At 73.2% G+C, this 18,212-nt stretch carries 23 protein-coding genes; 10 read left to right on the top strand and 13 right to left on the bottom strand.

Going from position 1 to position 18,212, the window contains the following annotated elements:
- Positions 1-60: 60 nt before the first annotated feature.
- A complete protein-coding gene (locus tag Q2K16_RS29290; protein WP_088646419.1) occupies positions 61-726 on the top strand; it encodes a potassium channel family protein in 666 nt (221 codons plus the stop codon).
- A gap of 3 nt (positions 727-729) precedes the next feature.
- Positions 730-1,419 carry a potassium channel family protein gene (locus Q2K16_RS29285; protein ID WP_302741524.1) on the top strand — a complete coding sequence of 230 codons (690 nt, stop codon included), beginning with the start codon at positions 730-732 and terminating at the stop codon, positions 1,417-1,419.
- Between the two features lie 45 nt (positions 1,420-1,464).
- Here the strand turns inward: Q2K16_RS29285 and Q2K16_RS29280 are convergent, their stop codons facing one another.
- The 4 genes from Q2K16_RS29280 to dut form a co-directional block, all read right to left on the bottom strand.
- Complete coding sequence (locus Q2K16_RS29280; RefSeq protein ID WP_204957033.1) at positions 1,465-2,148, bottom strand: DUF3159 domain-containing protein; 684 nt, start codon at positions 2,146-2,148, stop codon at positions 1,465-1,467.
- Positions 2,145-2,525, bottom strand: a complete 381-nt coding sequence (locus tag Q2K16_RS29275) for an OB-fold nucleic acid binding domain-containing protein (protein WP_088646422.1) — start codon at positions 2,523-2,525, stop codon at positions 2,145-2,147. Before Q2K16_RS29275 ends, Q2K16_RS29280 begins: the two co-directional genes overlap by 4 nt.
- A gap of 264 nt (positions 2,526-2,789) precedes the next feature.
- On the bottom strand, positions 2,790-3,443 hold the full coding sequence (locus Q2K16_RS29270) for a DUF3710 domain-containing protein (RefSeq protein WP_302741519.1): 654 nt from the start codon (positions 3,441-3,443) through the stop codon (positions 2,790-2,792).
- A gap of 25 nt (positions 3,444-3,468) precedes the next feature.
- On the bottom strand, positions 3,469-4,041 hold the full coding sequence (gene dut / locus Q2K16_RS29265; protein WP_489671825.1) for a dUTP diphosphatase: 573 nt from the start codon (positions 4,039-4,041) through the stop codon (positions 3,469-3,471).
- Between the two features lie 48 nt (positions 4,042-4,089).
- On the opposite strand from dut, the gene Q2K16_RS29260 reads away from it, so the two are divergent.
- A complete protein-coding gene (locus Q2K16_RS29260) occupies positions 4,090-4,584 on the top strand; it encodes a DUF3093 domain-containing protein (protein WP_302746650.1) in 495 nt (164 codons plus the stop codon).
- A 56-nt stretch (positions 4,585-4,640) separates the two neighbouring features.
- On the opposite strand, the gene Q2K16_RS29255 is transcribed toward Q2K16_RS29260, so the two are convergent.
- A complete protein-coding gene (locus Q2K16_RS29255) occupies positions 4,641-5,495 on the bottom strand; it encodes a hypothetical protein (RefSeq protein ID WP_302741515.1) in 855 nt (284 codons plus the stop codon).
- A gap of 135 nt (positions 5,496-5,630) precedes the next feature.
- Positions 5,631-5,927 carry a DUF4193 domain-containing protein gene (locus Q2K16_RS29250; protein WP_067315205.1) on the bottom strand — a complete coding sequence of 99 codons (297 nt, stop codon included), beginning with the start codon at positions 5,925-5,927 and terminating at the stop codon, positions 5,631-5,633.
- Positions 5,928-6,360: 433 nt separating this feature from the next.
- On the opposite strand from Q2K16_RS29250, the gene Q2K16_RS29245 reads away from it, so the two are divergent.
- Positions 6,361-6,876 (top strand): LytR C-terminal domain-containing protein, encoded by a 516-nt coding sequence (locus Q2K16_RS29245; RefSeq protein ID WP_194821898.1) that lies wholly within the window; start codon positions 6,361-6,363, stop codon positions 6,874-6,876.
- A gap of 106 nt (positions 6,877-6,982) precedes the next feature.
- On the opposite strand, the gene Q2K16_RS29240 is transcribed toward Q2K16_RS29245, so the two are convergent.
- A complete protein-coding gene (locus Q2K16_RS29240; protein ID WP_302741513.1) occupies positions 6,983-7,795 on the bottom strand; it encodes an inositol monophosphatase family protein in 813 nt (270 codons plus the stop codon).
- A gap of 451 nt (positions 7,796-8,246) precedes the next feature.
- On the opposite strand from Q2K16_RS29240, the gene Q2K16_RS29235 reads away from it, so the two are divergent.
- Together Q2K16_RS29235 and Q2K16_RS29230 are read left to right on the top strand one after the other, a co-directional pair.
- A complete protein-coding gene (locus tag Q2K16_RS29235; RefSeq protein WP_302741512.1) occupies positions 8,247-9,854 on the top strand; it encodes an RNA polymerase sigma factor in 1,608 nt (535 codons plus the stop codon).
- Between the two features lie 249 nt (positions 9,855-10,103).
- The gene (locus Q2K16_RS29230) at positions 10,104-10,337 is read left to right on the top strand and encodes a DUF7455 domain-containing protein (protein ID WP_088646450.1); all 234 of its coding nucleotides are present in this window, start codon (positions 10,104-10,106) and stop codon (positions 10,335-10,337) included.
- Between the two features lie 192 nt (positions 10,338-10,529).
- On the opposite strand, the gene Q2K16_RS29225 is transcribed toward Q2K16_RS29230, so the two are convergent.
- The 3 genes from Q2K16_RS29225 to Q2K16_RS29215 all read right to left on the bottom strand — a co-directional run bounded on the left by Q2K16_RS29225 (position 10,530) and on the right by Q2K16_RS29215 (position 13,344).
- The gene (locus tag Q2K16_RS29225) at positions 10,530-12,263 is read right to left on the bottom strand and encodes a DEAD/DEAH box helicase (protein ID WP_194821885.1); all 1,734 of its coding nucleotides are present in this window, start codon (positions 12,261-12,263) and stop codon (positions 10,530-10,532) included.
- 164 nt (positions 12,264-12,427) lie between these two features.
- Positions 12,428-13,078 (bottom strand): trimeric intracellular cation channel family protein, encoded by a 651-nt coding sequence (locus tag Q2K16_RS29220; protein WP_302741510.1) that lies wholly within the window; start codon positions 13,076-13,078, stop codon positions 12,428-12,430.
- A 41-nt stretch (positions 13,079-13,119) separates the two neighbouring features.
- Positions 13,120-13,344 (bottom strand): DUF3039 domain-containing protein, encoded by a 225-nt coding sequence (locus Q2K16_RS29215; RefSeq protein WP_194821886.1) that lies wholly within the window; start codon positions 13,342-13,344, stop codon positions 13,120-13,122.
- Positions 13,345-13,428: 84 nt separating this feature from the next.
- Here Q2K16_RS29215 and Q2K16_RS29210 point away from each other — a divergent pair, with 84 nt between their 5' ends.
- Together Q2K16_RS29210 and Q2K16_RS29205 are read left to right on the top strand one after the other, a co-directional pair.
- Complete coding sequence (locus Q2K16_RS29210; RefSeq protein ID WP_302741508.1) at positions 13,429-14,355, top strand: pseudouridine-5'-phosphate glycosidase; 927 nt, start codon at positions 13,429-13,431, stop codon at positions 14,353-14,355.
- Positions 14,352-15,260, top strand: a complete 909-nt coding sequence (locus Q2K16_RS29205) for a carbohydrate kinase family protein (protein ID WP_302741507.1) — start codon at positions 14,352-14,354, stop codon at positions 15,258-15,260. The genes Q2K16_RS29210 and Q2K16_RS29205 overlap by 4 nt, the downstream gene beginning before the upstream one ends.
- Positions 15,261-15,291: 31 nt before the next feature.
- On the opposite strand, the gene Q2K16_RS29200 is transcribed toward Q2K16_RS29205, so the two are convergent.
- Complete coding sequence (locus Q2K16_RS29200; protein ID WP_194821888.1) at positions 15,292-15,651, bottom strand: DUF3099 domain-containing protein; 360 nt, start codon at positions 15,649-15,651, stop codon at positions 15,292-15,294.
- Between the two features lie 103 nt (positions 15,652-15,754).
- On the opposite strand from Q2K16_RS29200, the gene Q2K16_RS29195 reads away from it, so the two are divergent.
- Positions 15,755-16,042: a hypothetical protein gene (locus Q2K16_RS29195; protein ID WP_302741506.1), complete on the top strand. Its 288-nt coding sequence runs from the start codon at positions 15,755-15,757 to the stop codon at positions 16,040-16,042.
- Positions 16,043-16,055: 13 nt separating this feature from the next.
- Positions 16,056-16,367: a hypothetical protein gene (locus tag Q2K16_RS29190; RefSeq protein WP_302741505.1), complete on the top strand. Its 312-nt coding sequence runs from the start codon at positions 16,056-16,058 to the stop codon at positions 16,365-16,367.
- 10 nt (positions 16,368-16,377) lie between these two features.
- Here the strand turns inward: Q2K16_RS29190 and Q2K16_RS29185 are convergent, their stop codons facing one another.
- Positions 16,378-17,577, bottom strand: coding sequence for a low temperature requirement protein A (locus Q2K16_RS29185; RefSeq protein ID WP_302741504.1), 1,200 nt, complete (start codon positions 17,575-17,577; stop codon positions 16,378-16,380).
- Between the two features lie 56 nt (positions 17,578-17,633).
- Positions 17,634-18,209, bottom strand: coding sequence for an HhH-GPD-type base excision DNA repair protein (locus Q2K16_RS29180; RefSeq protein WP_302741503.1), 576 nt, complete (start codon positions 18,207-18,209; stop codon positions 17,634-17,636).
- Positions 18,210-18,212: the final 3 nt, after the last annotated feature.

Raw genomic sequence — 18,212 nt, 5'->3', positions numbered from 1 at the left:
GACGTGGCAGGCTCGCAGACGACAGTCGCCGGGAGGCGGGCGCACCTTGGGAGGGACACCGTGCACGTCGTGATCATGGGCTGTGGGCGGGTCGGCTCGACGCTGGCCCAGAGCCTGGAGTCCCGGGGGCACTCGGTGGCGGTGATCGACCAGGACGCGGACGCGTTCCGCCGCCTCGGCCCCGACTTCGCCGGGATCACCGTCACCGGCGCCGGCTTCGACGGCGAGGTGCTGCGCCAGGCCGGCATCGAACGGGCGGACGCCTTCGCCGCCGTCTCCAGCGGCGACAACTCCAACATCATCTCGGCCCGGTTGGCCCGGGAGACGTTCGGCGTCTCCCGGGTCGCCGCCCGGATCTACGATCAGCGCCGGGCGCAGGTCTACGAGCGGCTCGGCATCCCCACCGTCGCCACCGTCCGCTGGACGGCCGACCGGATGCTGCGCCACCTGGTCCCCGAGGGCAACGTGGAGATCTTCCGGGACCCGACCAGCACCGTGTCGATCATCGAGGTGCCGGTGCACAAGGACTGGATCGGCCGGCCGCTGCGCCAGTTGGAGGAGGCGGCCGGGACCCGGGTGGCGTACCTGACCCGCTTCGGCATCGGCATGCTGCCCACCGCGTCCAGCGTCGTGCAGGAGGGTGACCAGCTCTACCTGCTGGTCACCGACGACATCGCCGCCCAGGTCACCGCGGTGGCCGCCACGCCGCCCGAAGGAGGGCACTGAGCCATGCGGATCGCCATCGCGGGCGCCGGCAACGTGGGCCGGTCGATCGCCCAGGAGCTGATCGACAACGGCCACCAGGTGATGCTGATCGAGCGGCAGCCCCGGATGCTGCGCCCGGACCGGGTGCCGACCGCCGACTGGGTGCTGGCCGACGCCTGCGAGCTGGCCAGCCTGGAGGAGGCGAACGTCGCGGGCTGCGACGTGGTGGTCGCCGCCACCGGCGACGACAAGGTCAACCTGGTGGTGTCCCTGCTGGCCAAGACCGAGTTCGCGGTGCCCCGGGTGGTGGCCCGGGTCAACCGGGCCGAGAACGAGTGGCTGTTCACCGAGCAGTGGGGCGTCGACGTGGCGGTCAGCAAGCCCCGGGTGATGGCCGCGCTGGTCGAGGAGGCGGTCACCGTCGGCGACCTGGTCCGGTTGATGACGTTCCGGCAGGGCGAGGCGAACCTGGTGGAGATCACCCTGCCGCCGAGCGCCCCCTACGTCGGCCAGCCCATCCACGCCGTGCCGATCCCCCGGGACGCCGCGCTGGTGGCGATCCTGCGCGGCAAGCGGGTGCTGGTGCCCAGCCCCGACGACCCGATCGAGGCCGGCGACGAGCTGATCTTCGTGTGCACCGCCCAGGTGGAGGACGAGGTGCGCGGGGTGATCCTCGGCCCGGACAGCGTGGAACGGACCCGCGGCACGGGCTGACCGTCCCGCCCGGCGGGTACCGGCCTCCGGTTGCCGCCCCGGAGGTCAGCCGCCCGGCAGCGGCTGCGGGGCGGACTCCCGGGTCACCCGGCGTACCACCCACACCGTGATCAGCAGCAGCAGCGCGTAGGGCGGGTAGCCGAGGGCGAGCCGGGCCACCCCCAGCGCGGTGTCCTGGTGGGCCAGGTAGAGCCCGGCCTGCACCCCGACCTTGGCCAGCCAGACCACCCCCCAGAGCACGGTGAGCTGGGTGAAGGTACGCACCAGCCGGGGATCGTCGCGCCACTCGGAGCGACCCTTGGCCACCAGCACCGACCAGATCCACCCGACCAGGGGCTGCCGGATCACCGCGGAGAGCAGCAGGGCGATGCCGTAGCCGATGCCGTAGAGGATGCCCGGGAGGTAGAAGTCCCGCTCGTCGCCGGTACGCCAGGCGATGGCCGCGCCGATCGCGATGCCGAAGAGACCGTTGACGGCGTGTCGGACCGGGCGGCGCTGGACCAGCCGGACGATCGCGATCAGCACCGCCACCCCGACCGAGGCGATCACCGCCGGCCGCAGCTCGCCGACCACGTTGGCCAGCACGAAGACCACCACGGGAATGCTGGACTCGACCAGCCCGCGCCAGCCGCCGAGCTGGTCGGCCATCTGCTCGGCGAGGCTGGGCAGCCGCTCGTCGTCCGGCGGGGTGGTCTGCGGCTCGGTGGCCGGGGGCTGTCCCGTCGTCACTTCGGCGACTCCAGCTCGTAGTACGGGTTGTAGATGACCTTGCGGTCGTCCCGGACGGCCACCCGGCCCCGGGCGGTGAGGTGCCGGCCCGGCTCGATGCCGGCGATGTGCCGTCGACCCAGCCAGACCAGGGTGACCACGTCGCTGCCGTCGTAGAGGTCCGCCTCCAGGGTGGGCAGGTTGGTCCGGGGCGTGTAGACCACCGTGCGGAGCCGCCCGGCGACCGAGACCACCTGCCCCCGCATGCACTGCCGGGCCAGCACGCCACCGGATTCGGCGCTCTCCCGGCGCAGCTCCTGCGCCTCGATCTCGGCCTCGCTGGCGGTGAACCGGCGCAGGATGCCCCGCAGTGACATCCGGCTCTCGTCGGTCGACATGACCTCCGCGTCACCCTCTCCACGCTGGCCGGTCGGCACCGGCGTCACCCCGGCCCCGGGTGGGACCGTGCCGCCAGCGTACGCCGATCCGACCCCGCGGCGTCGGTCCGGTGCGCCCGCCCCGGCCGGCGGACGCACCGGGGCGCACCGCCCACGCCCGGCCGGGCGTCCCGGCGGCGGGCGGCGGGACACCATCGACGGCGGACAGCGGTCCGGGCCGGACCCGGCCGGTTCAGGCGGCGGGGTCCGGCCCGGACGGGTCGTTCAGGCCTCGCGCGGGGCGGGCGTCGGGGCGTCGCCGCCCTCGGCCTGGTCGGCCATCTCCCGGGGCAGCCGCAGCGGCAGCGGCTCGCGCACCGGCTTCGCCTCCTGCCCCCGGTCGACCACCAGGCCGTCCAGGCAGGTGGCGAGCGGGCCGGCCGCGGCCGGGTCGGTGGCGGCGGCACCCTGGTAGACGCCCCGGACCATCCAGCGCGGGCCGTCGATGCCGACGAAGCGCAGGTCGGTCGGGCCGTCCGGGGTACGCACCCGGGCGTGCAACTCGACGCCGTACTCGCCCCGGGCCTCCTGGGCGGTGGCGCCGTCGGCGATCAGCGACTGCCGGATCTCGTCGCGCACCTCGTCCCAGATGCCCTCGGAGCGGGGGGCGGCGAAGACACCGAGTTGGAGGGCGTTGTCCCCGTGGACGAGCACCACCTGCTGGACGACGCCCTGCGGGTCGGCCTGCACCCGCACCTCGACCCCGGGCACCGCCGGGATGTGCAGGCTGCCCAGGTCGAGCCGCTGCACGTCGTCCGGCGCCTCGGCGACGTCGTACGGGCCACGGGCCGGGCCCGCAGTCTCGTACGCGTCGGGGCCGTCGGCCCGCTCGTCACGGGCGTGCCGCCCGTTGTCGGCCCGCTTTCGGGAGAAGATCACTGCGCCCACCCTCCGCTGTTCGCACTCACCCTGCCACCTCTTCCGTCCGTTCGCCGACCCGGCCGGTGTCCGCCGCCCGGGTCGGGCCACCGGGCGGGGGCACGAGCCCGGCGTGGCCACCTGTCGACCCGTGTCCGCCGGTCCCCCGTCGGGACCCGGGCAGCACCGCCACCGGCTGGAAATCGGCCCGCTCCACCCGCTGGACAACGAGTTGCGCGATGCGATCGCCACGGGAGATCTTCGCCGGTGCGTCCCGATCGTGGTTGATCAGGTTGACCAGGATCTCACCCCGGTAGCCGGCGTCGACCGTACCGGGCGCGTTGAGCACCGTCACGCCGAGCCTGGCGGCCAGCCCGGAGCGTGGGTGGACCAGGCCGACGTAGCCCTCCGGCAGGGCCAGCGCCAGGCCGGTGGGGACCAGGGCCCGGCCGCCGGGGGGCAGCTCGACGTCCGCGGCGGCCACCAGGTCGGCACCGGCGTCGCCCGGGTGGGCGTACGCGGGCAGCGGCAGCTCCGGATCGAGCTGCCGGACGGGCACGGGTACGACGTGGGTCACGGGTCTGCCTCTTCCGTCGGCGTTCACGGGGTGCCCTGCCATCCTGCCGGGTCGACCGCCCGTCGTGTTCCGTACCCTTGAGGTGTGAGCCTGTCGCCTCCCCCGTCGTCGCCGACGCCGCGCGTCGCGGCCGTCCCGGCGTATTCCGAGCGGCTGGGCCTGCCGTGGTGGTGCTGGGCGGCCGGGGTGGCCCTGGCCGGGCTGGCCGCCGTCGAACTGTGGATGGGTGCCGGCGGGGTACGCGCCTGGCTGCCCTTCGTGCTGCTGCTCCCGGCCACCCTGGCCGGGTTGTGGTGGCTGGGCCGGGTCCGGGTCGCGGTCGCCGACGGTGAGCTGTGGGTCGACGACGCCCACCTGCCCGTCCGGTACGTCGCCGACGCCGTCCCGCTCGACGCCGGGGGCCGGCGCGAGGTGCTCGGGGTGGGCGCGGACCCGCTTGCCTTCGTGGTGCAGCGGCCGTGGATCGGCGGCGCGGTGCAGGTGGTGCTCGACGATCCGGACGACCCCACCCCGTTCTGGGTGGTGAGTACCCGCCGGCCGACCGAGCTGGCCGCCGCCCTGCTGGCCGCCCGCGACGCGGGCTGAGCACGGCGAATCGCGCCGCCGGCCCGCTCGGACCGGCCGGCGTCAGGGGTTCGGGGTCAGGGCAGGGCGGGTGGGCCGCCGGGCAGCTCCCGGCGCTGCCTGCGCAGGTCGCGACGGAGCTGGTCGGCCAGGGACCGGGTGGCCCGGCGGTTGAGGTAGCTGGCCACGGCCGCCCCGGTGAGGAACGGGCCCAGCGTGGTCAGATTCCGGCCGAAGCGCTTGAGCAGGGTGTCCCGCAGCTCCTTGCGGGCGGCGGTGCCGAGGACCGCGCTCACCCCGACGCCCGGCATCATCGGGTTGACCCCCCGCTGGCTGGCCCAGGACTGGACCAGGGCGATGGTCCGGGGGGTGCCGCCGGCGGGCAACGGCGCGCCGTAGATCTCGTGCAGCTCGCCGATCAGCTTCAGTTCGATCGACACCACGGCCACCGTCTCGGCGGCGAGCAGCACCGGCGCGGACAGCAGGGTCGGGGCGACGGTCCACTCCACCGCGGCGACACCGCCACCGGCCGCGCCCACCCCGGCGGTGGCCCGGGTGGCGTTGCGGACCAGCCGGTCGGCGAGGGCCTCGTCGTCGAGGCCGGGGAAGTGCCGACGTAGCGTCGCCAGGTCCCGGACCGGGATGTGCGGGGCGACGTCGGCGACCGTGTCGGTCATCCAGCGCAGCGCCGCCCGCGGCTTGAACAGGTCGGCGATGCCCCGACCGCGGGCCTGCCCGACGAGCCGGGCGAGCAGTTGCCGACGCCGGGCGGGCGCGATGTCGTCGGCGGTCAGCGCCGCCACCGTGGCACCCAGCCCGTCGCCGGGCGGGACGGCCGGATCGGTGCCGGTGGTCCCCTCTCCGGGAACGACGACGGGCGGGCCGGCGTCGGACTTCGGACCGTCCGGATCGGACCCGCCGTGCTCGTTCATCCGTCTGCCCCTCCCGTGGTGTCCACCGGTCCGGTGGACGCGCCTACCACGAGTCAAGCAGCAACCCGCCGTACCCGCACGGCGGCTCGGGCAGCGGCGGCCCCGCGAGGAGGCCGCCGCTGGTGTGGTGGGTGCTCAGACGCACTCGCGGCAGATCAGGTCGCCGTTGCGCTCGACCGCCAACTGGCTGCGGTGGTGCACCAGGAAGCAGCGTCCGCACCGGAACTCGTCCTGCTGCATCGGGAGGACCTTCACGGTCAGCTCCTCGTCGGCCAGGTCGGCACCGGGCAGCTCGAAGCTCTCGGCCACCTCGGCCTCGTCGACGTCCACGGCGCCCGACTGTGAGTCGACCCGCCGGGCCTTGAGCTCTTCCAGGCTGTCCTCGCCGAGGTCGACCTCGTCGCGACGCGGGGCGTCGTAGTCGGTGGCCATCGGTTTCACTCTCCCATATCGATGTTGTCGCTTCCGGTTGTAACGCCGGGCGACGCTGTTTCGGTTCCCACTGGCCGGCCACCAATGTGTGTCGGTCGCCCGACCCGACGGCCTCTGGATCAAGGTCGCCGGGGGCAGGACCCGACGAGCGCGGTACCTTACCCCCTACCGGGCGAGGCATGTATACCGCCCTCGCGGCAGACATGTACGCCCCAGCGGCCCAAGATGTTCCCAATGTGACTCAGGCGACACGAAGATAGGGGTAGTAGTACCCCGTTCCCGGTTGGCGCGCCGGCATGTCGGACTGTTTCCACGCGTCTGCCGGACAACCGTTAACCTCAGCGGCGTACTCGACGGCCGACGGCGCCGCCCGCCGCCGACGTTCGCCGCCACCACCCACTGTCCGGGGAGCACCCAGATGAGCTTTGCGCGAGTGCGAGCACTCGTTGTCGTCGGCCTGCTGGCGGTCGTCGCCCTGGTCATCGTCATCGTCGCCGTGGTCCGCGACACCCAGGGCAGCGGGGCCAACGCCAGGGGGTGCCCCGAGGGCTGGCCGCTGGCCGACCTGTCCCTGCGCACGTACAAGGACGTCAAGATCAACATCCTGAACGGCACCAACGAGCCGGGCCTGGCCAGCAGCGTGGGTGACGACTTCCGGAACCGGAAGTTCCAGGTCAAGAAGGAGGGCAACGCCGCGCACTTCGACGGCGTCGCGCTGCTGCGGTTCGGCCCCAAGGGGGTCGGCTCGGCCCACCTGCTGCGCGCCTTCTTCCTCAACAACGCCGAGCGCGACTACGACCCCAAGCGCCAGGACGACACGGTCGACGTGGTGCTGGGCGACAGCTTCCAGCAGCTCGCCACCACCACCGAGGTCAACCAGTCCCTCGGCGACCTGGGCGCGCCGGTCGCCCCGGAGGGCTCCTGCCCGATGCCGGTGGAGGACAAGTAACCGGCACCGCCGGTCACCGGCGACCGACCGGCCCCGCCGCCGGTCCCCGGCCCCGCCGGCTGTCGGACGACCACGGTCCGGCAGCCGTTGCGGCGGTCGGGGGTGTTCAGGGACCGCCGGCGGCGTCCAGCGCGGCCAGCCGGGTGTGCAACGGTGCGAAGAGCGCCGGTGGGGCCGCGATGACCAGGTCGGGGCCCGCCGGACGGCCGTCCAGCCCGGCCACCCGCAGCCCGGCCTCCGCGGCGACCAGCCCGCCCGCGGCCAGGTCCCAGGCGGCCAGCCCCTTCTCGTAGTAGGCGTCCACCCGCCCCTCGGCGGCCAGGCAGAGGTCCAGCGCCGCCGCCCCCATCCGCCTGATGTCCCGCACGTCTCCGATCAACTCGGCGACCACCCGGGCCTGGTGCCGGCGGCGGCCGGCGTCGTAGCCGAACCCGGTGGCGACCAACGCCTGCCCCAATTCGGTCTCGGTCGAGCAGCGCAGCCGCCGACCGTCGCGCCAGGCGCCGCCACCGGCGGTGGCGGTCCACTCCTCGCCGGTCGAGACGTTACGCACCACGCCGGCGACCACCCGGCCGTCCACCTCGGCGGCGAGTGAGACCGCGCAGTACGGCAGCCCGTACAGGTAGTTCACCGTGCCGTCGATCGGGTCGACGATCCAGCGCACGCCACCCGCACCGGCCTCGGCCCCGCCGTACTCCTCGCCGAGCACCACGTCGGCCGGCCGGACCGCACGCAGGGCGGTCAGGACCTGCCGCTCCACCGCCCGGTCGGCGGCGGTGACCACGTCGGTGGCGGTGCTCTTGGTCGCCGCGACCGAGACCCCCTCGGCCCGCATCCGGGCCGCCGTGCCAGCCGCGTCCCGGGCCACCCCGACGGCGATCCCGAGCAGTTCCCGTGCGGTAGGCGTCGAACCGGTCATCGAACCCTGCCCCCTTCGCGGCCGCCGTGCGCGCACCGGGAACACCGGCCGGGAGCCGTCGGCGCGCCGCCCCCGCCGTCCGGCGCGGCACGCGCCCCGTCGCGCGTCGTCGATCTCGTCCGGACAGCATAGGCAGCCGCCGTTGCGGTCGGGCGCACCCCGGTGCGACTGGCGGTTTCCGGCGTCGACCGACCGACCGCCGGGACGGGTCGATAGGATGGCCGCAAAGTCGACATCCGTGCCGAACCGGTGGTACAGACGGCCGGTTGCCGTGCGCCGCAGGATGATCGCGCCAACCGGGGTTACAATTCACCCTGCCCACGCGCCACGGACCACCGCCGCACAGCCGGCCCGGGACACGGGGGCCACTCAACGACGTCGACGGCACGGCATGCCACGCTGCGCCGGACGACTCCGGCCGTGCTCGCTCTTCGCCTCCGGAAGGTCATTCGTGACAGAACCCCGCCAGCCCGGCGCCGACGTTCGCTCGCTCACCGACACCCTGATCGCCCACGCCCAGAGCGCCGGTGGTCAGCTGACGTCGGCCCAGCTCGCGCGCACCGTCGAGTCCGCCGAGGTGACCCCGGCCCAGGCCAAGAAGATCCTGCGGGCGCTCTCCGAGGCGGGCGTGACCGTGGTGGTCGACGGCTCCGCCAGCACCCGTCCCCGCCGGGTGGCCGCCGCCCGGTCGGCCACCCCGGCCTCGCGGGCCACCACAGCCAAGACCACCAAGAAGGCCGCCGCGCCGGCTCCGAAGCAGGCGCCCGCCGCCGAGGAGCCCCCCGCGCCCGCTCCGCGCAAGGCGGCCCCGCGCAAGGCGACCACCACCGCGGGGGTGGCCGCCAAGGCCGTCACGCCGGCCGCCAAGGCGACGAAGTCCACCCGTGCCACCAAGGCGACGGTGGCCGCCGCCGGGGCCGGCAAGGCCGCCGCGAAGGCCAAGGGTGAGGGCGCCGAGGGCGAGATCGATCCCGAGCAACTGGCCGCCGAGATCGAGGACGTGGTGGTGGAGGAGCCGGCCGAGCTGGCCCGGGCCGCCGAGACCGACGCCGCCGCCTCCGCCACCGACAACGACTTCGAGTGGGACGACGAAGAGTCCGAGGCGCTCAAGCAGGCCCGGCGGGACGCCGAGCTCACCGCCTCCGCCGACTCCGTCCGGGCGTACCTCAAGCAGATCGGCAAGGTTCCGCTGCTCAACGCCGAGCAGGAGGTCGAGCTGGCCAAGCGGATCGAGGCCGGGCTCTACGCCGCCGAGCGGCTGCGCGCCGCCGACGACGGCGAGGAGAAGCTGACCCGCGACATGCAGCGCGACCTGCTCTGGATCTCCCGGGACGGCGAGCGGGCCAAGAACCACCTGCTGGAGGCGAACCTCCGGCTGGTCGTCTCGCTGGCCAAGCGGTACACCGGGCGGGGGATGGCCTTCCTCGACCTGATCCAGGAGGGCAACCTCGGCCTGATCCGCGCGGTCGAGAAGTTCGACTACACCAAGGGCTACAAGTTCTCCACGTACGCCACCTGGTGGATCCGGCAGGCGATCACCCGGGCGATGGCCGACCAGGCCCGCACCATCCGCATCCCGGTGCACATGGTCGAGGTGATCAACAAGCTCGGCCGCATCCAGCGCGAGCTGCTCCAGGACCTGGGCCGTGAGCCCACCCCGGAGGAGCTGGCCAAGGAGATGGACATCACACCCGAGAAGGTGCTGGAGATCCAGCAGTACGCTCGGGAGCCCATCTCGCTCGACCAGACCATCGGTGACGAGGGTGACAGCCAGCTCGGTGACTTCATCGAGGACTCGGAGGCCGTGGTCGCGGTCGACGCCGTCTCGTTCTCCCTGTTGCAGGACCAGCTCCAGCAGGTCCTGCAGACGCTCTCCGAGCGGGAGGCGGGGGTGGTCCGGCTGCGCTTCGGCCTGACCGACGGCCAGCCGCGCACCCTCGACGAGATCGGCCAGGTCTACGGGGTGACCCGGGAGCGGATCCGGCAGATCGAATCCAAGACGATGTCCAAGCTCCGGCACCCGTCGCGCTCCCAGGTGCTCCGGGACTACCTGGACTGAGCCGGTCACGTCAACCCGTCGTGTCGGTTTGATCACCAGGCGTAGAACATGCGATGGTGGCCGGTCCAATACGTGTTTGTGATCGTTGACGTGGCACCCTGGGTGCACGGCACACTGTCCTTCCCGGCCAGGTGTGACCTCGGTCCCCCGCGGGCACACTGGGAAGGCGGGGCCCGGTAAGGGTGTTGCACGATGAGTGAGCAACGACCGAAGAGAGTGTTCATCGGTGACGACCAGAGGAGGAAGGCGATGACCCCGACCCTCACGCCGCCGCCCGAAACGGTGGCTCCCCCAGCCGCCGATGAACGGTGCGACCGCTGCAATGCTGCCGGCAAGCTCCGTATCACTCTGGCGGGTGGGAGCGAGTTGGTGTTCTGTGGGCACCACGCGAACAAGTACGCCGAGGATCTCGTGAAGATCACGGTGAAGTTCGCGACGGACCCGGAGTTCAGCTGGCGAGGCGCCGATCTGATGGCGAACTGACCCGAAACCCCTACGACGACATAGCCGGGCGGAGGCACCCACAGGGTGCCTCCGCCCGGCTATTCCCGGCTGTGCCCATTCCCCGCCACCGGCCCGGTGACCAAGAGGTTCGCGTCACCGTCCCGCCGGTTTCTGACCCGAACCTCTTGATCACCGGGGAGATCCGGGGTGGGAGCGGGCCGGGGAGCCGGGTCAGAGGGTCTGGACGGTGGCTATGCGTTCTTCGAGCTGTTCGATGGTCGCCTGGGCGCTGGGAGGACCGCCGCAGAGTCGGCGCAGCTCGGCGTGGATCTTGCCGTGCGGCAGTCCGGTGCGGTGGTGCCGGGCGGCCACCAGAGCGTTCAGCTGACGCCGGAGCGCCACCCGACGCTGGGCGGCACTCAGAGGTACGGCGGGCGCGGCCGGGGCCGCAGCGGCCGGCTCAGCGGCCTGGACGGCCGTCCGACGCCGCTGCGCGGCGAGCTGGTCGGCCTGCCGCTTGGTCAACAGCAGCGACACCTGGTCGGCGGTGAGCAGACCGGGCAGCCCCAGGTACTCCTCCTCCTCAGGCGTGCCGGCCTGGGCGGCGGTGCCGAAGGACGCCCCGTCGAAGATCACCTGGTCCAGTTCGGCGGTGGCGGACAGCGCGGTGAACCGCTTCTCCAGCTCGCCGCTGGCCTGCTCGTCGCGTTGGGCCCGCTCCAGCAGGTCGTCGTCGAAACCCTCGCGGTCCTTCGGCTTGCCGAGCACGTGGTCCCGCTCGGCCTCCATCTCACTGGCCAGCCCGAGCAGGTGCGGCACGCTCGGCACGAACACCGAGGCGGTCTCACCGGGGCGGCGGGCCCGGACGAACCGGCCGATGGCCTGCGCGAAGTACAGCGGGGTGCTGGCGCTGGTGGCGTACACCCCGACCGCCAGCCGGGGGATGTCGACGCCCTCGGAGACCATCCGGACCGCCACCAGCCACCGCTGTCCGGACGCCGCGAACGTCGCGATCCGCGCGGACGCGCCCTGGTCGTCGGAGAGGACCACCGTGGCCTTCTCCCCGGTCACCTGTTCGATCAGCTTGGCGTACGAGCGGGCGTTCTGCTGGTCGCTGGCGATGATCAGACCACCGGCGTCGGCCATCCCCGCGTTGCGCAGCACGGTCAGCCGGGCGTCGGCCGCCCGCAGCACCTGCGGCATCCAGTCCCCGGCCGGGTCGAGCGCGGTCCGCCAGGCCTGGGCGATCAGATCCTGGGTCATCGGCTCGCCGAGCCGCGCCGCCAACTCGTCCCCGGCGTTGGTGCGCCAGCGGGTCTCCCCCGAGTACGCCAGGAACAGCACCGGACGCACGACGCCGTCGCGCAACGCGTCGGAGTAGCCGTAGACCGAGTCGGCGCGGGACCGCAGCAGTCCGTCGCCGCCGCGCTCGTAGGTGACGAACGGGATCGGGTTGTCGTCGGAGCGGAACGGCGTACCGGTGAGCATCAGCCGGCGTACGGCGGGCTCGAAGGCGTTCTTGACCCCGTCGCCCCAGGAACGGGAGTCCCCGGCGTGGTGAATCTCGTCGAGGATGACCAGGGTACGGCGGGTCATGGTGCGCCGCCGGTGCACCTGCGGGGCCATCCCCACCTGGGCGTAGGTGACGACCGCGCCGTGGAAGTCGGCGGCGGAGTGCAGGTCGGCGTTGCGGAACGCGGAGTCGAGCTGGATGCCGACCCGGGCGGCGGCCTGCGCCCACTGGGTCTTCAGGTGCTCGGTCGGGGCGACCACGGTGACCGCCTCGACGGTGCCGTCGACCAGCAGCTCGGCGGCGATCCGCAGGGCGAAGGTGGTCTTGCCGGCCCCGGGGGTGGCGACCGCGGTGAAGTCTTCGGTACGGCGGCGCAGATACTCCACCATCGCCTTGCGCTGCCAGGCACGCAGGGGCGGGAACGTCTCCAACGCCGGCAACCGGGGTGCCACCCGAGGCTCCTCTCCGACCGCACGAGGCGGATCCGGGCCGAGGGCCACGGTACCGCCGCCCATGAAAACGCCTCCGCGCAGAGCATGCCGCGAAGGCCGGCCCAGCATAACCAGCCGGGCCCGGCAACCCCAGCCGACACCACGCCGACCGGTCCCGCCGCCGGTCAGCGGGGTGGGCGGCCGAGGCCGGTCTCCGGGGGACGCATCGTCGCCACGGGTGCCGACCAGCGTCGCCGCAGCGCCACCAGGCGCAGCACGAAGACCAGCAGCGCCGCCGCGGTCAGCCCGCCCGCCCCGGCGTACCCCAGCGTCGACAGCAGCACCACCATGATCGATCCGGCGAGCGCGGCGACGGCGTAGATCTCCCGGCGCAGCACCACCGGGATCTCGGCGGTGAGCAGGTCCCGGCCCAGCCCGCCGCCGATCGCGGTGAGCATGCCGATCACCACCGCGCCGACCGCCGGCACCCGGGCGTCGAGCGCCTTGAGCGTGCCGGTGACGGTGAACAGGCCGAGGCCGGCGGCGTCCAGCACCAGCACGGTGGTGCGCAGCCGGGCGAGCTGCGGGTGCAGCCAGAACACCGCGGTGGCGCTGATCGCGGCGGTGGCGGCGTAGCGCCAGTCGGCGAAGGCGAGCGGCGGGACCTCGTCGATGACCAGGTCCCGGAAGATCCCACCACCCAGCGCGGCGACGAACCCGACGAAGACGACGCCGAACAGGTCGAGCCGCTTCGCCACCGCCGCCGAGGCACCGGAGGCGGCGAAGACGGCCACCCCGGTCAGGTCGGCCAGGAGCAGGGCGGTGGAGGTGGTCACACCGCCGAAGGTTACGGGGGCGGTCCGGCGAACCGCCCGGATCACTCGCGGTACGAGTCGTAGATCTCCTTGCACTTCGGGCAGACCGGCGAGCCGGGCTTGGCGGCCTTGGTCACCGGGAACGTCTCGCCGCAGAGCGCGACCACGAGGGTGCCCATCACGGCACTCTCGGCGATCTTCTCTTTGCGTACGTAATGGAACATCTCGGGACCCGTGTCGGCGTCCTTCAACTCCGGACGCTCAAGAACCTCGGTACTCACAGTCACACCTCCAACTGCACAAGTTTGGCAGGTCGGCCGGGTCCGGTCCACCGCAGCCCACCCCGACGGCGGCCAGTTACGGTAGCTGACGTGACCACCTTTCACATCCGGCCCGGCACCGAGGTCGCCGAAGCCCTGCGTGACGGCCGTCCCGTCGTCGCCCTGGAGAGCACCATCGTCTCGCACGGTCTGCCCCGACCGGACAATCTGCGGGTCGCCCGGCAGATCGAGCAGACGGTACGCGACGCCGGAGCCGTCCCCGCCACCATCGGCATGGTCGGCGGCGAACTCGTCGTCGGCCTCGACGACGCCGAGCTGACCCGGCTCGCCACCGTGGACGGGGTGGCGAAGCTCTCCGTCCGCGACCTCGCGGTGGCCGCCGCCACGGGCGCCGACGGGGCCACCACCGTGGCCGCCACCAGCGCGGTGGCCGCCGCCGTGGGGATCGGCGTCTTCGCCACCGGGGGCCTGGGCGGGGTGCACCGGGAGGCGGCGCAGACCTTCGACGAGTCGGCCGACCTGGTCACCCTGGCCCGTACCCCGATCACGGTGGTGTGCGCCGGGGTCAAGTCGATCCTCGACGTCGGGGCGACCCTGGAGCGGCTGGAGACCCTCGGTGTCGGGGTGGTCGGCTACCGCACCCGACGTTTCCCCGGCTTCTACCTGACCGACTCCGGCTTCGACCTGGACTGGTCGGTGGACTCCCCCGAGCAGGTCGCCGCGGTACTCGCCGCCCGGGAGCAGCACGGGGTGCACAGCGGCGGCCTGATCGTGGCCAACCCGCTCCCGGTCGACGAGCAGCTCGACCCGGCGCTGCACGACCGCACCCTCACCGAGGGCCTGGCCAGGTTGGGCCGTGAGGGCGTCACCGGCAAGGCGGTCACCCCGTTCCTGCTGGCCCACTTCCACGCGGCCACCGAGGGCGCCAGCCTGGCGGTCAACGTCCGGATCATCCTGCGCAACGCCGACCTGGCCGCCCGGATCGCGGTCGCGGCCGCCCCGCGCCCCGCCGCATGACCGCTCCCGGTCGGATCGTGGTGGTCGGCGACCTGATCACCGACGTGGTCGCCGTGCTGGCCGGCGCGTTGGCCACCGGCTCGGACACCCCGGCGACGATCCGGGTGACCGGCGGCGGGCAGGCGGCCAACACCGCCGCCTGGATCGCCGCCCAGCACGCGCCGGTGACGCTGGTCGGCGCGGTCGGCGACGACAGCGCCGGCCGCGACCGGGTGGCCGAGCTGGAACGGGCGGGGGTGGACTGCGCGGTCGAGGTGCATCCGCAGGCCACCACGGGGACGGTGATCGTGCTGGCCACCGCCGACGAGCGGACCATGGTCACCGAGCGGGGGGCGAACCTGCGGCTGACCGCCGACCACGTCGAGGGAGCCTTGGCGGCGGTGCCCGACGCCACCCACCTGCACCTGTCCGCGTACTGCCTGCTGGACGCCGGGTCGCGACCGGCCGGGCTGCGGGCGTTGGCCGTCGCCCGCGAGCGCGGGCTGACCACCAGCGTCGACGCCGCCTCCGCCGCGCCGCTGCGGCGGATCGGCGCGGCGGCCTTCCTGTCCTGGGTACGCGACGTCGACCTGCTGCTGGTCAACGCGGACGAGGCGGGGGTGCTGGCCGGCGGGCTGGACCCGGCGGCCCAGGCGCGGGCGTTGTCGGCGGCGGCCCGACGGGTGGTGGTCAAGCGGGGCGGGGCGGGCGCGATCTGGGTGGACCGGCGGGCCACCGTCGGGGTGACACCGTCGTTGCGGGTCGCCGTGGTGGACGTCACCGGGGCCGGGGACGCCTTCGCGGCCGGCCTGCTCACCGCCTGGACGACCGGCGCGACCCCGCGGGCCGCGCTGACCCGGGCCGCCGACCTGGGCGCCCTGGCGGTCTCGATGGTGGGTGCCCGGCCGGAGGCGACAGGCGGGTAGCGGTGGCGCGACGCCCGCGCCGGGCCGGCCGTCAGGGTTCGGCGTCGATGATCCGGTGCGGGCGTTCCTCGGCGGTGAGGCTCATCGGCGGGGTCTCGTCGCGGTGCCGGGGCTGGAACCTGGTGGCCAGCCGGTGTTCCTCCTTGGGCGGCCGGTCGTTGGCGAGCAGCACCGCCAGCCAGGGGATGAGGATCATGCCCAGCGCCACCAGGGGCAACCAGAGCCAGAGCAGCGGAGCCTTCGTGCCGACCAGGACCGCTCCGGCGATCACGCAGGCCACCCGGATGCCCATCATCAGCACGTACCGCTTCTGTCTGCTGGTGAGCTGGTCGTCCTGGCTGCGCGAGGCGTCGGTGATCAGAATCGGCTGGTACGCCTGACGCTTCACCATGGACCTCCTGAGGGAATTACCCACCATCCTGTCACCGCACCACCTTGATCAGCGAAAATCGACACATACCGGGATCGTGTTACGTGCGTGGTACGCTCCGCCGGTGGGCAGCCGGTTCAGCTTCACCGAGGAGGCGTTGGCCAACCTGCGGGTCTACGACGTCACCCCCGGGGAAGTCTGGGAGGCGCTGCACAGCACCCGCCGGGTGATCCGGCACCTCGGCGACGACCTGACGGTCGTCTACGCGGCGAGCGGTCGCGGCCGGCGGCTGGCCGTCCTGCTCGCCGAGGCCGACGGCACCGACCACGACTGGGACGTCCTCTCCGCGCGCGACCTGAGCGACGTCGAGGCCAAGCGCTACGACGAGACCGTGCGGAGAACCCGCCGATGAGGAGGCGACGGCGATGAACCGTGACGAGGCCATCAAACGATTCCACGGCGGCGACGACACGTTCGCCGAGCTGATCGACGACAGTCAGCCGGTGGAACTGCCCGCCCCCGACACCGACGTGCCGATGGTCAGCCGTTCGGTACGCCTGCCGATGGACACCTACGAGCGGGTCCGGGCGGCGGCCGAGGCGCGGGGCATCGGCGTCACCACCCTGATGCGGCAGTGGATCGAGGCCGGCCTGGCCGACCTGGACGACTCGGCCACCGTCTCGCTCGCCGACGTGCGCCGGGCGCTCGCCTCGCTGTCCCGTCCCACCGCCGCCTGACCGGCCCGGCTCACAGGGCCGGGTGGGGCCGCTCCGGTGGCTGCCCGTACGCCCGGCGGTAGTCCGCGACCGTGATCGCCGCCAGCACGGCGGCGGCTGCGGCGAGCGCCACCACGCTGACCGTCAGGGTCGCCAGGGGCGTCAGCACGGCCAGGGCGAGCACCCCGATGATCCGGGCCCGGGACACCCTCCCGAACACCTCGTGCTCGAACCGGGCGCGGGCGAGCAGGAAGACCGCCGGACCACCCATCAGGAAGACCGCCCAGGCCAGCTGGGTGCGCTCGTACGGGTGCACGATCGCCAGTTCGTAGCCGACCGCCGTGGTCAGCACCCCGGCGACGATCACCAGATGGGTCCAGCTCATCGACTCCCCCAGCCGGCCGGGGACGCGGGCCACCCGGATCGCCTCGGCGAGCAGGTGACCCGCCCGGTGGAAGTAGATCCGCCAGAGCAGCACGGTGGTGACGAAGGACAGCAGGAACGCCCCGGAACTCGCGCCGGAGAAGCTGTGCCCGCTGAACGTCAACCCGATGACGAGGATGTTCTCGCCGAGGGCGATCAGGAAGAACTGCTGGTGCCGCTCGGCCAGATGCTCCCCCAGCACCGCCCAGGTGGACGTGCGGGTCGCCCCGAGGCGGGGCACCGGCCAGCCGAACATCAGCCCGGCGTAGTCGATGGCGACGGCCGTCGACCAGCAGGCCAGCTGCCACGTCCCCGGCAGCACCGCCCCGAGCACCCAGGGTACGGCGCTGAACACCGCCCAGGACGCGACCCGCACCGTGACCAGCCGGCGGGGGTGGCCGCGCAGCGCCAGGGTGAGGAAGATCGGCCGACCCACCTGCACCGCCACGAACGCGAGGGCGAAGGCCACCGCACGGGTGTCGAAGGCGCGCGGCGTGGCGACCGCCATCACCATGCAGCCCAGCATCGCGTAGACCACCACGAACTGGATCTCCGGTCGTTCCGGCTCGTACCGGTTGGTGACCCAGGCGGTGAACGTCCAGACCGCCCAGAAGGCCAGGAAGATCAGCAGGGTCTGGGCGATCTCGACCGGCAGGTCCTCGTCGGCGGTGCCCAGGTCGTCGATGATCCGCTGGGAGACCCGGGTCAGGGCGAAGACGAAGACCAGGTCGAAGAAGAGTTCGAGGAAGGTGGGCCGCGGCGAACTCACCCCGCCGCGCAGGAGTGCCGCCCCCCGCTCGTCCGCCATCGTCCACCCGTCGCCGCTGTCGCGGATCTCAACGAGCCGACCCGGCTCCGGTTGCGTCAGCCCTTGTCCGCCTTCGCCGCCGCCTTCGCCTGCTGCTTGTACTCGCGTACCCGGCGCAGGGACTCCGCGTCGGTGACGTCGGCGACCGACCGGTAGGTGTCCGGGTCGCCGTACCCGCCGGCGGCCTCCCGCCAGCCGTCGGGGCGCACGTCGTACCGCTTGCCGAGCAGGGCGACGAAGATCTGCGCCTTCTGCGTGCCGAAGCCGGGCAGGTCGGCGATCCGGCGCAGCAGTTCCCGCCCGTCAGTGACGTCCGCCCAAAGCTGCCCGGCGTCGCCGGCGTACCTGTCGACCAGGACCCGGCACAGCTCCTGCACCCGGCCGGCCATCGCCTTCGGGAACAGGTGCAGCGCGGGCGGCCGGGCGAAGACCTCGACCAGCTCCGCCGGGTCGTAGCCGGCCAACTCCCGGGCGTCCGGGTCGTGGCCGAGCCGCTGGGCCAGCACGTACGGCGAGGAGAACGCCTTCTCCATCGGCACCTGTTGGTCGAGGAGCATCCCGGTCAGCAGGGCCAGTGGGCTGCGCTCCAGCAGTCGGTTGGCCTCGCCGTCGATGGGCAGGGAGAGCGTCATGCC

The organism is Micromonospora cynarisoli, from assembly GCF_030518815.1.
In the GTDB taxonomy this organism is placed as follows: Bacteria; Actinomycetota; Actinomycetes; order Mycobacteriales; family Micromonosporaceae; genus Micromonospora; species Micromonospora wenchangensis.
The sequence above is the reverse complement of the archived record's forward strand: the minus strand, read 5'-3'. Positions and strand labels throughout refer to the sequence as shown.

What these genes read in the sequence shown, in the direction of transcription:
- Q2K16_RS29285 (WP_302741524.1), top strand. Translation starts at nt 730, where the DNA reads ATGCGGATCGCCATCGCGGGCGCCGGCAACGTGGGCCGGTCGATCGCC.
- Q2K16_RS29275 (WP_088646422.1), bottom strand. Translation starts at nt 2,525, where the DNA reads ATGTCGACCGACGAGAGCCGGATGTCACTGCGGGGCATCCTGCGCCGG.
- dut (WP_489671825.1), bottom strand. Translation starts at nt 4,041, where the DNA reads ATGGCAGGGCACCCCGTGAACGCCGACGGAAGAGGCAGACCCGTGACC.
- Q2K16_RS29255 (WP_302741515.1), bottom strand. Translation starts at nt 5,495, where the DNA reads ATGAACGAGCACGGCGGGTCCGATCCGGACGGTCCGAAGTCCGACGCC.
- Q2K16_RS29250 (WP_067315205.1), bottom strand. Translation starts at nt 5,927, where the DNA reads ATGGCCACCGACTACGACGCCCCGCGTCGCGACGAGGTCGACCTCGGC.
- Q2K16_RS29240 (WP_302741513.1), bottom strand. Translation starts at nt 7,795, where the DNA reads ATGACCGGTTCGACGCCTACCGCACGGGAACTGCTCGGGATCGCCGTC.
- Q2K16_RS29230 (WP_088646450.1), top strand. Translation starts at nt 10,104, where the DNA reads ATGACCCCGACCCTCACGCCGCCGCCCGAAACGGTGGCTCCCCCAGCC.
- Q2K16_RS29205 (WP_302741507.1), top strand. Translation starts at nt 14,352, where the DNA reads ATGACCGCTCCCGGTCGGATCGTGGTGGTCGGCGACCTGATCACCGAC.
- Q2K16_RS29200 (WP_194821888.1), bottom strand. Translation starts at nt 15,651, where the DNA reads ATGGTGAAGCGTCAGGCGTACCAGCCGATTCTGATCACCGACGCCTCG.
- Q2K16_RS29190 (WP_302741505.1), top strand. Translation starts at nt 16,056, where the DNA reads ATGAACCGTGACGAGGCCATCAAACGATTCCACGGCGGCGACGACACG.
- Q2K16_RS29185 (WP_302741504.1), bottom strand. Translation starts at nt 17,577, where the DNA reads ATGGCGGACGAGCGGGGGGCGGCACTCCTGCGCGGCGGGGTGAGTTCG.
- Q2K16_RS29180 (WP_302741503.1), bottom strand. Translation starts at nt 18,209, where the DNA reads ATGACGCTCTCCCTGCCCATCGACGGCGAGGCCAACCGACTGCTGGAG.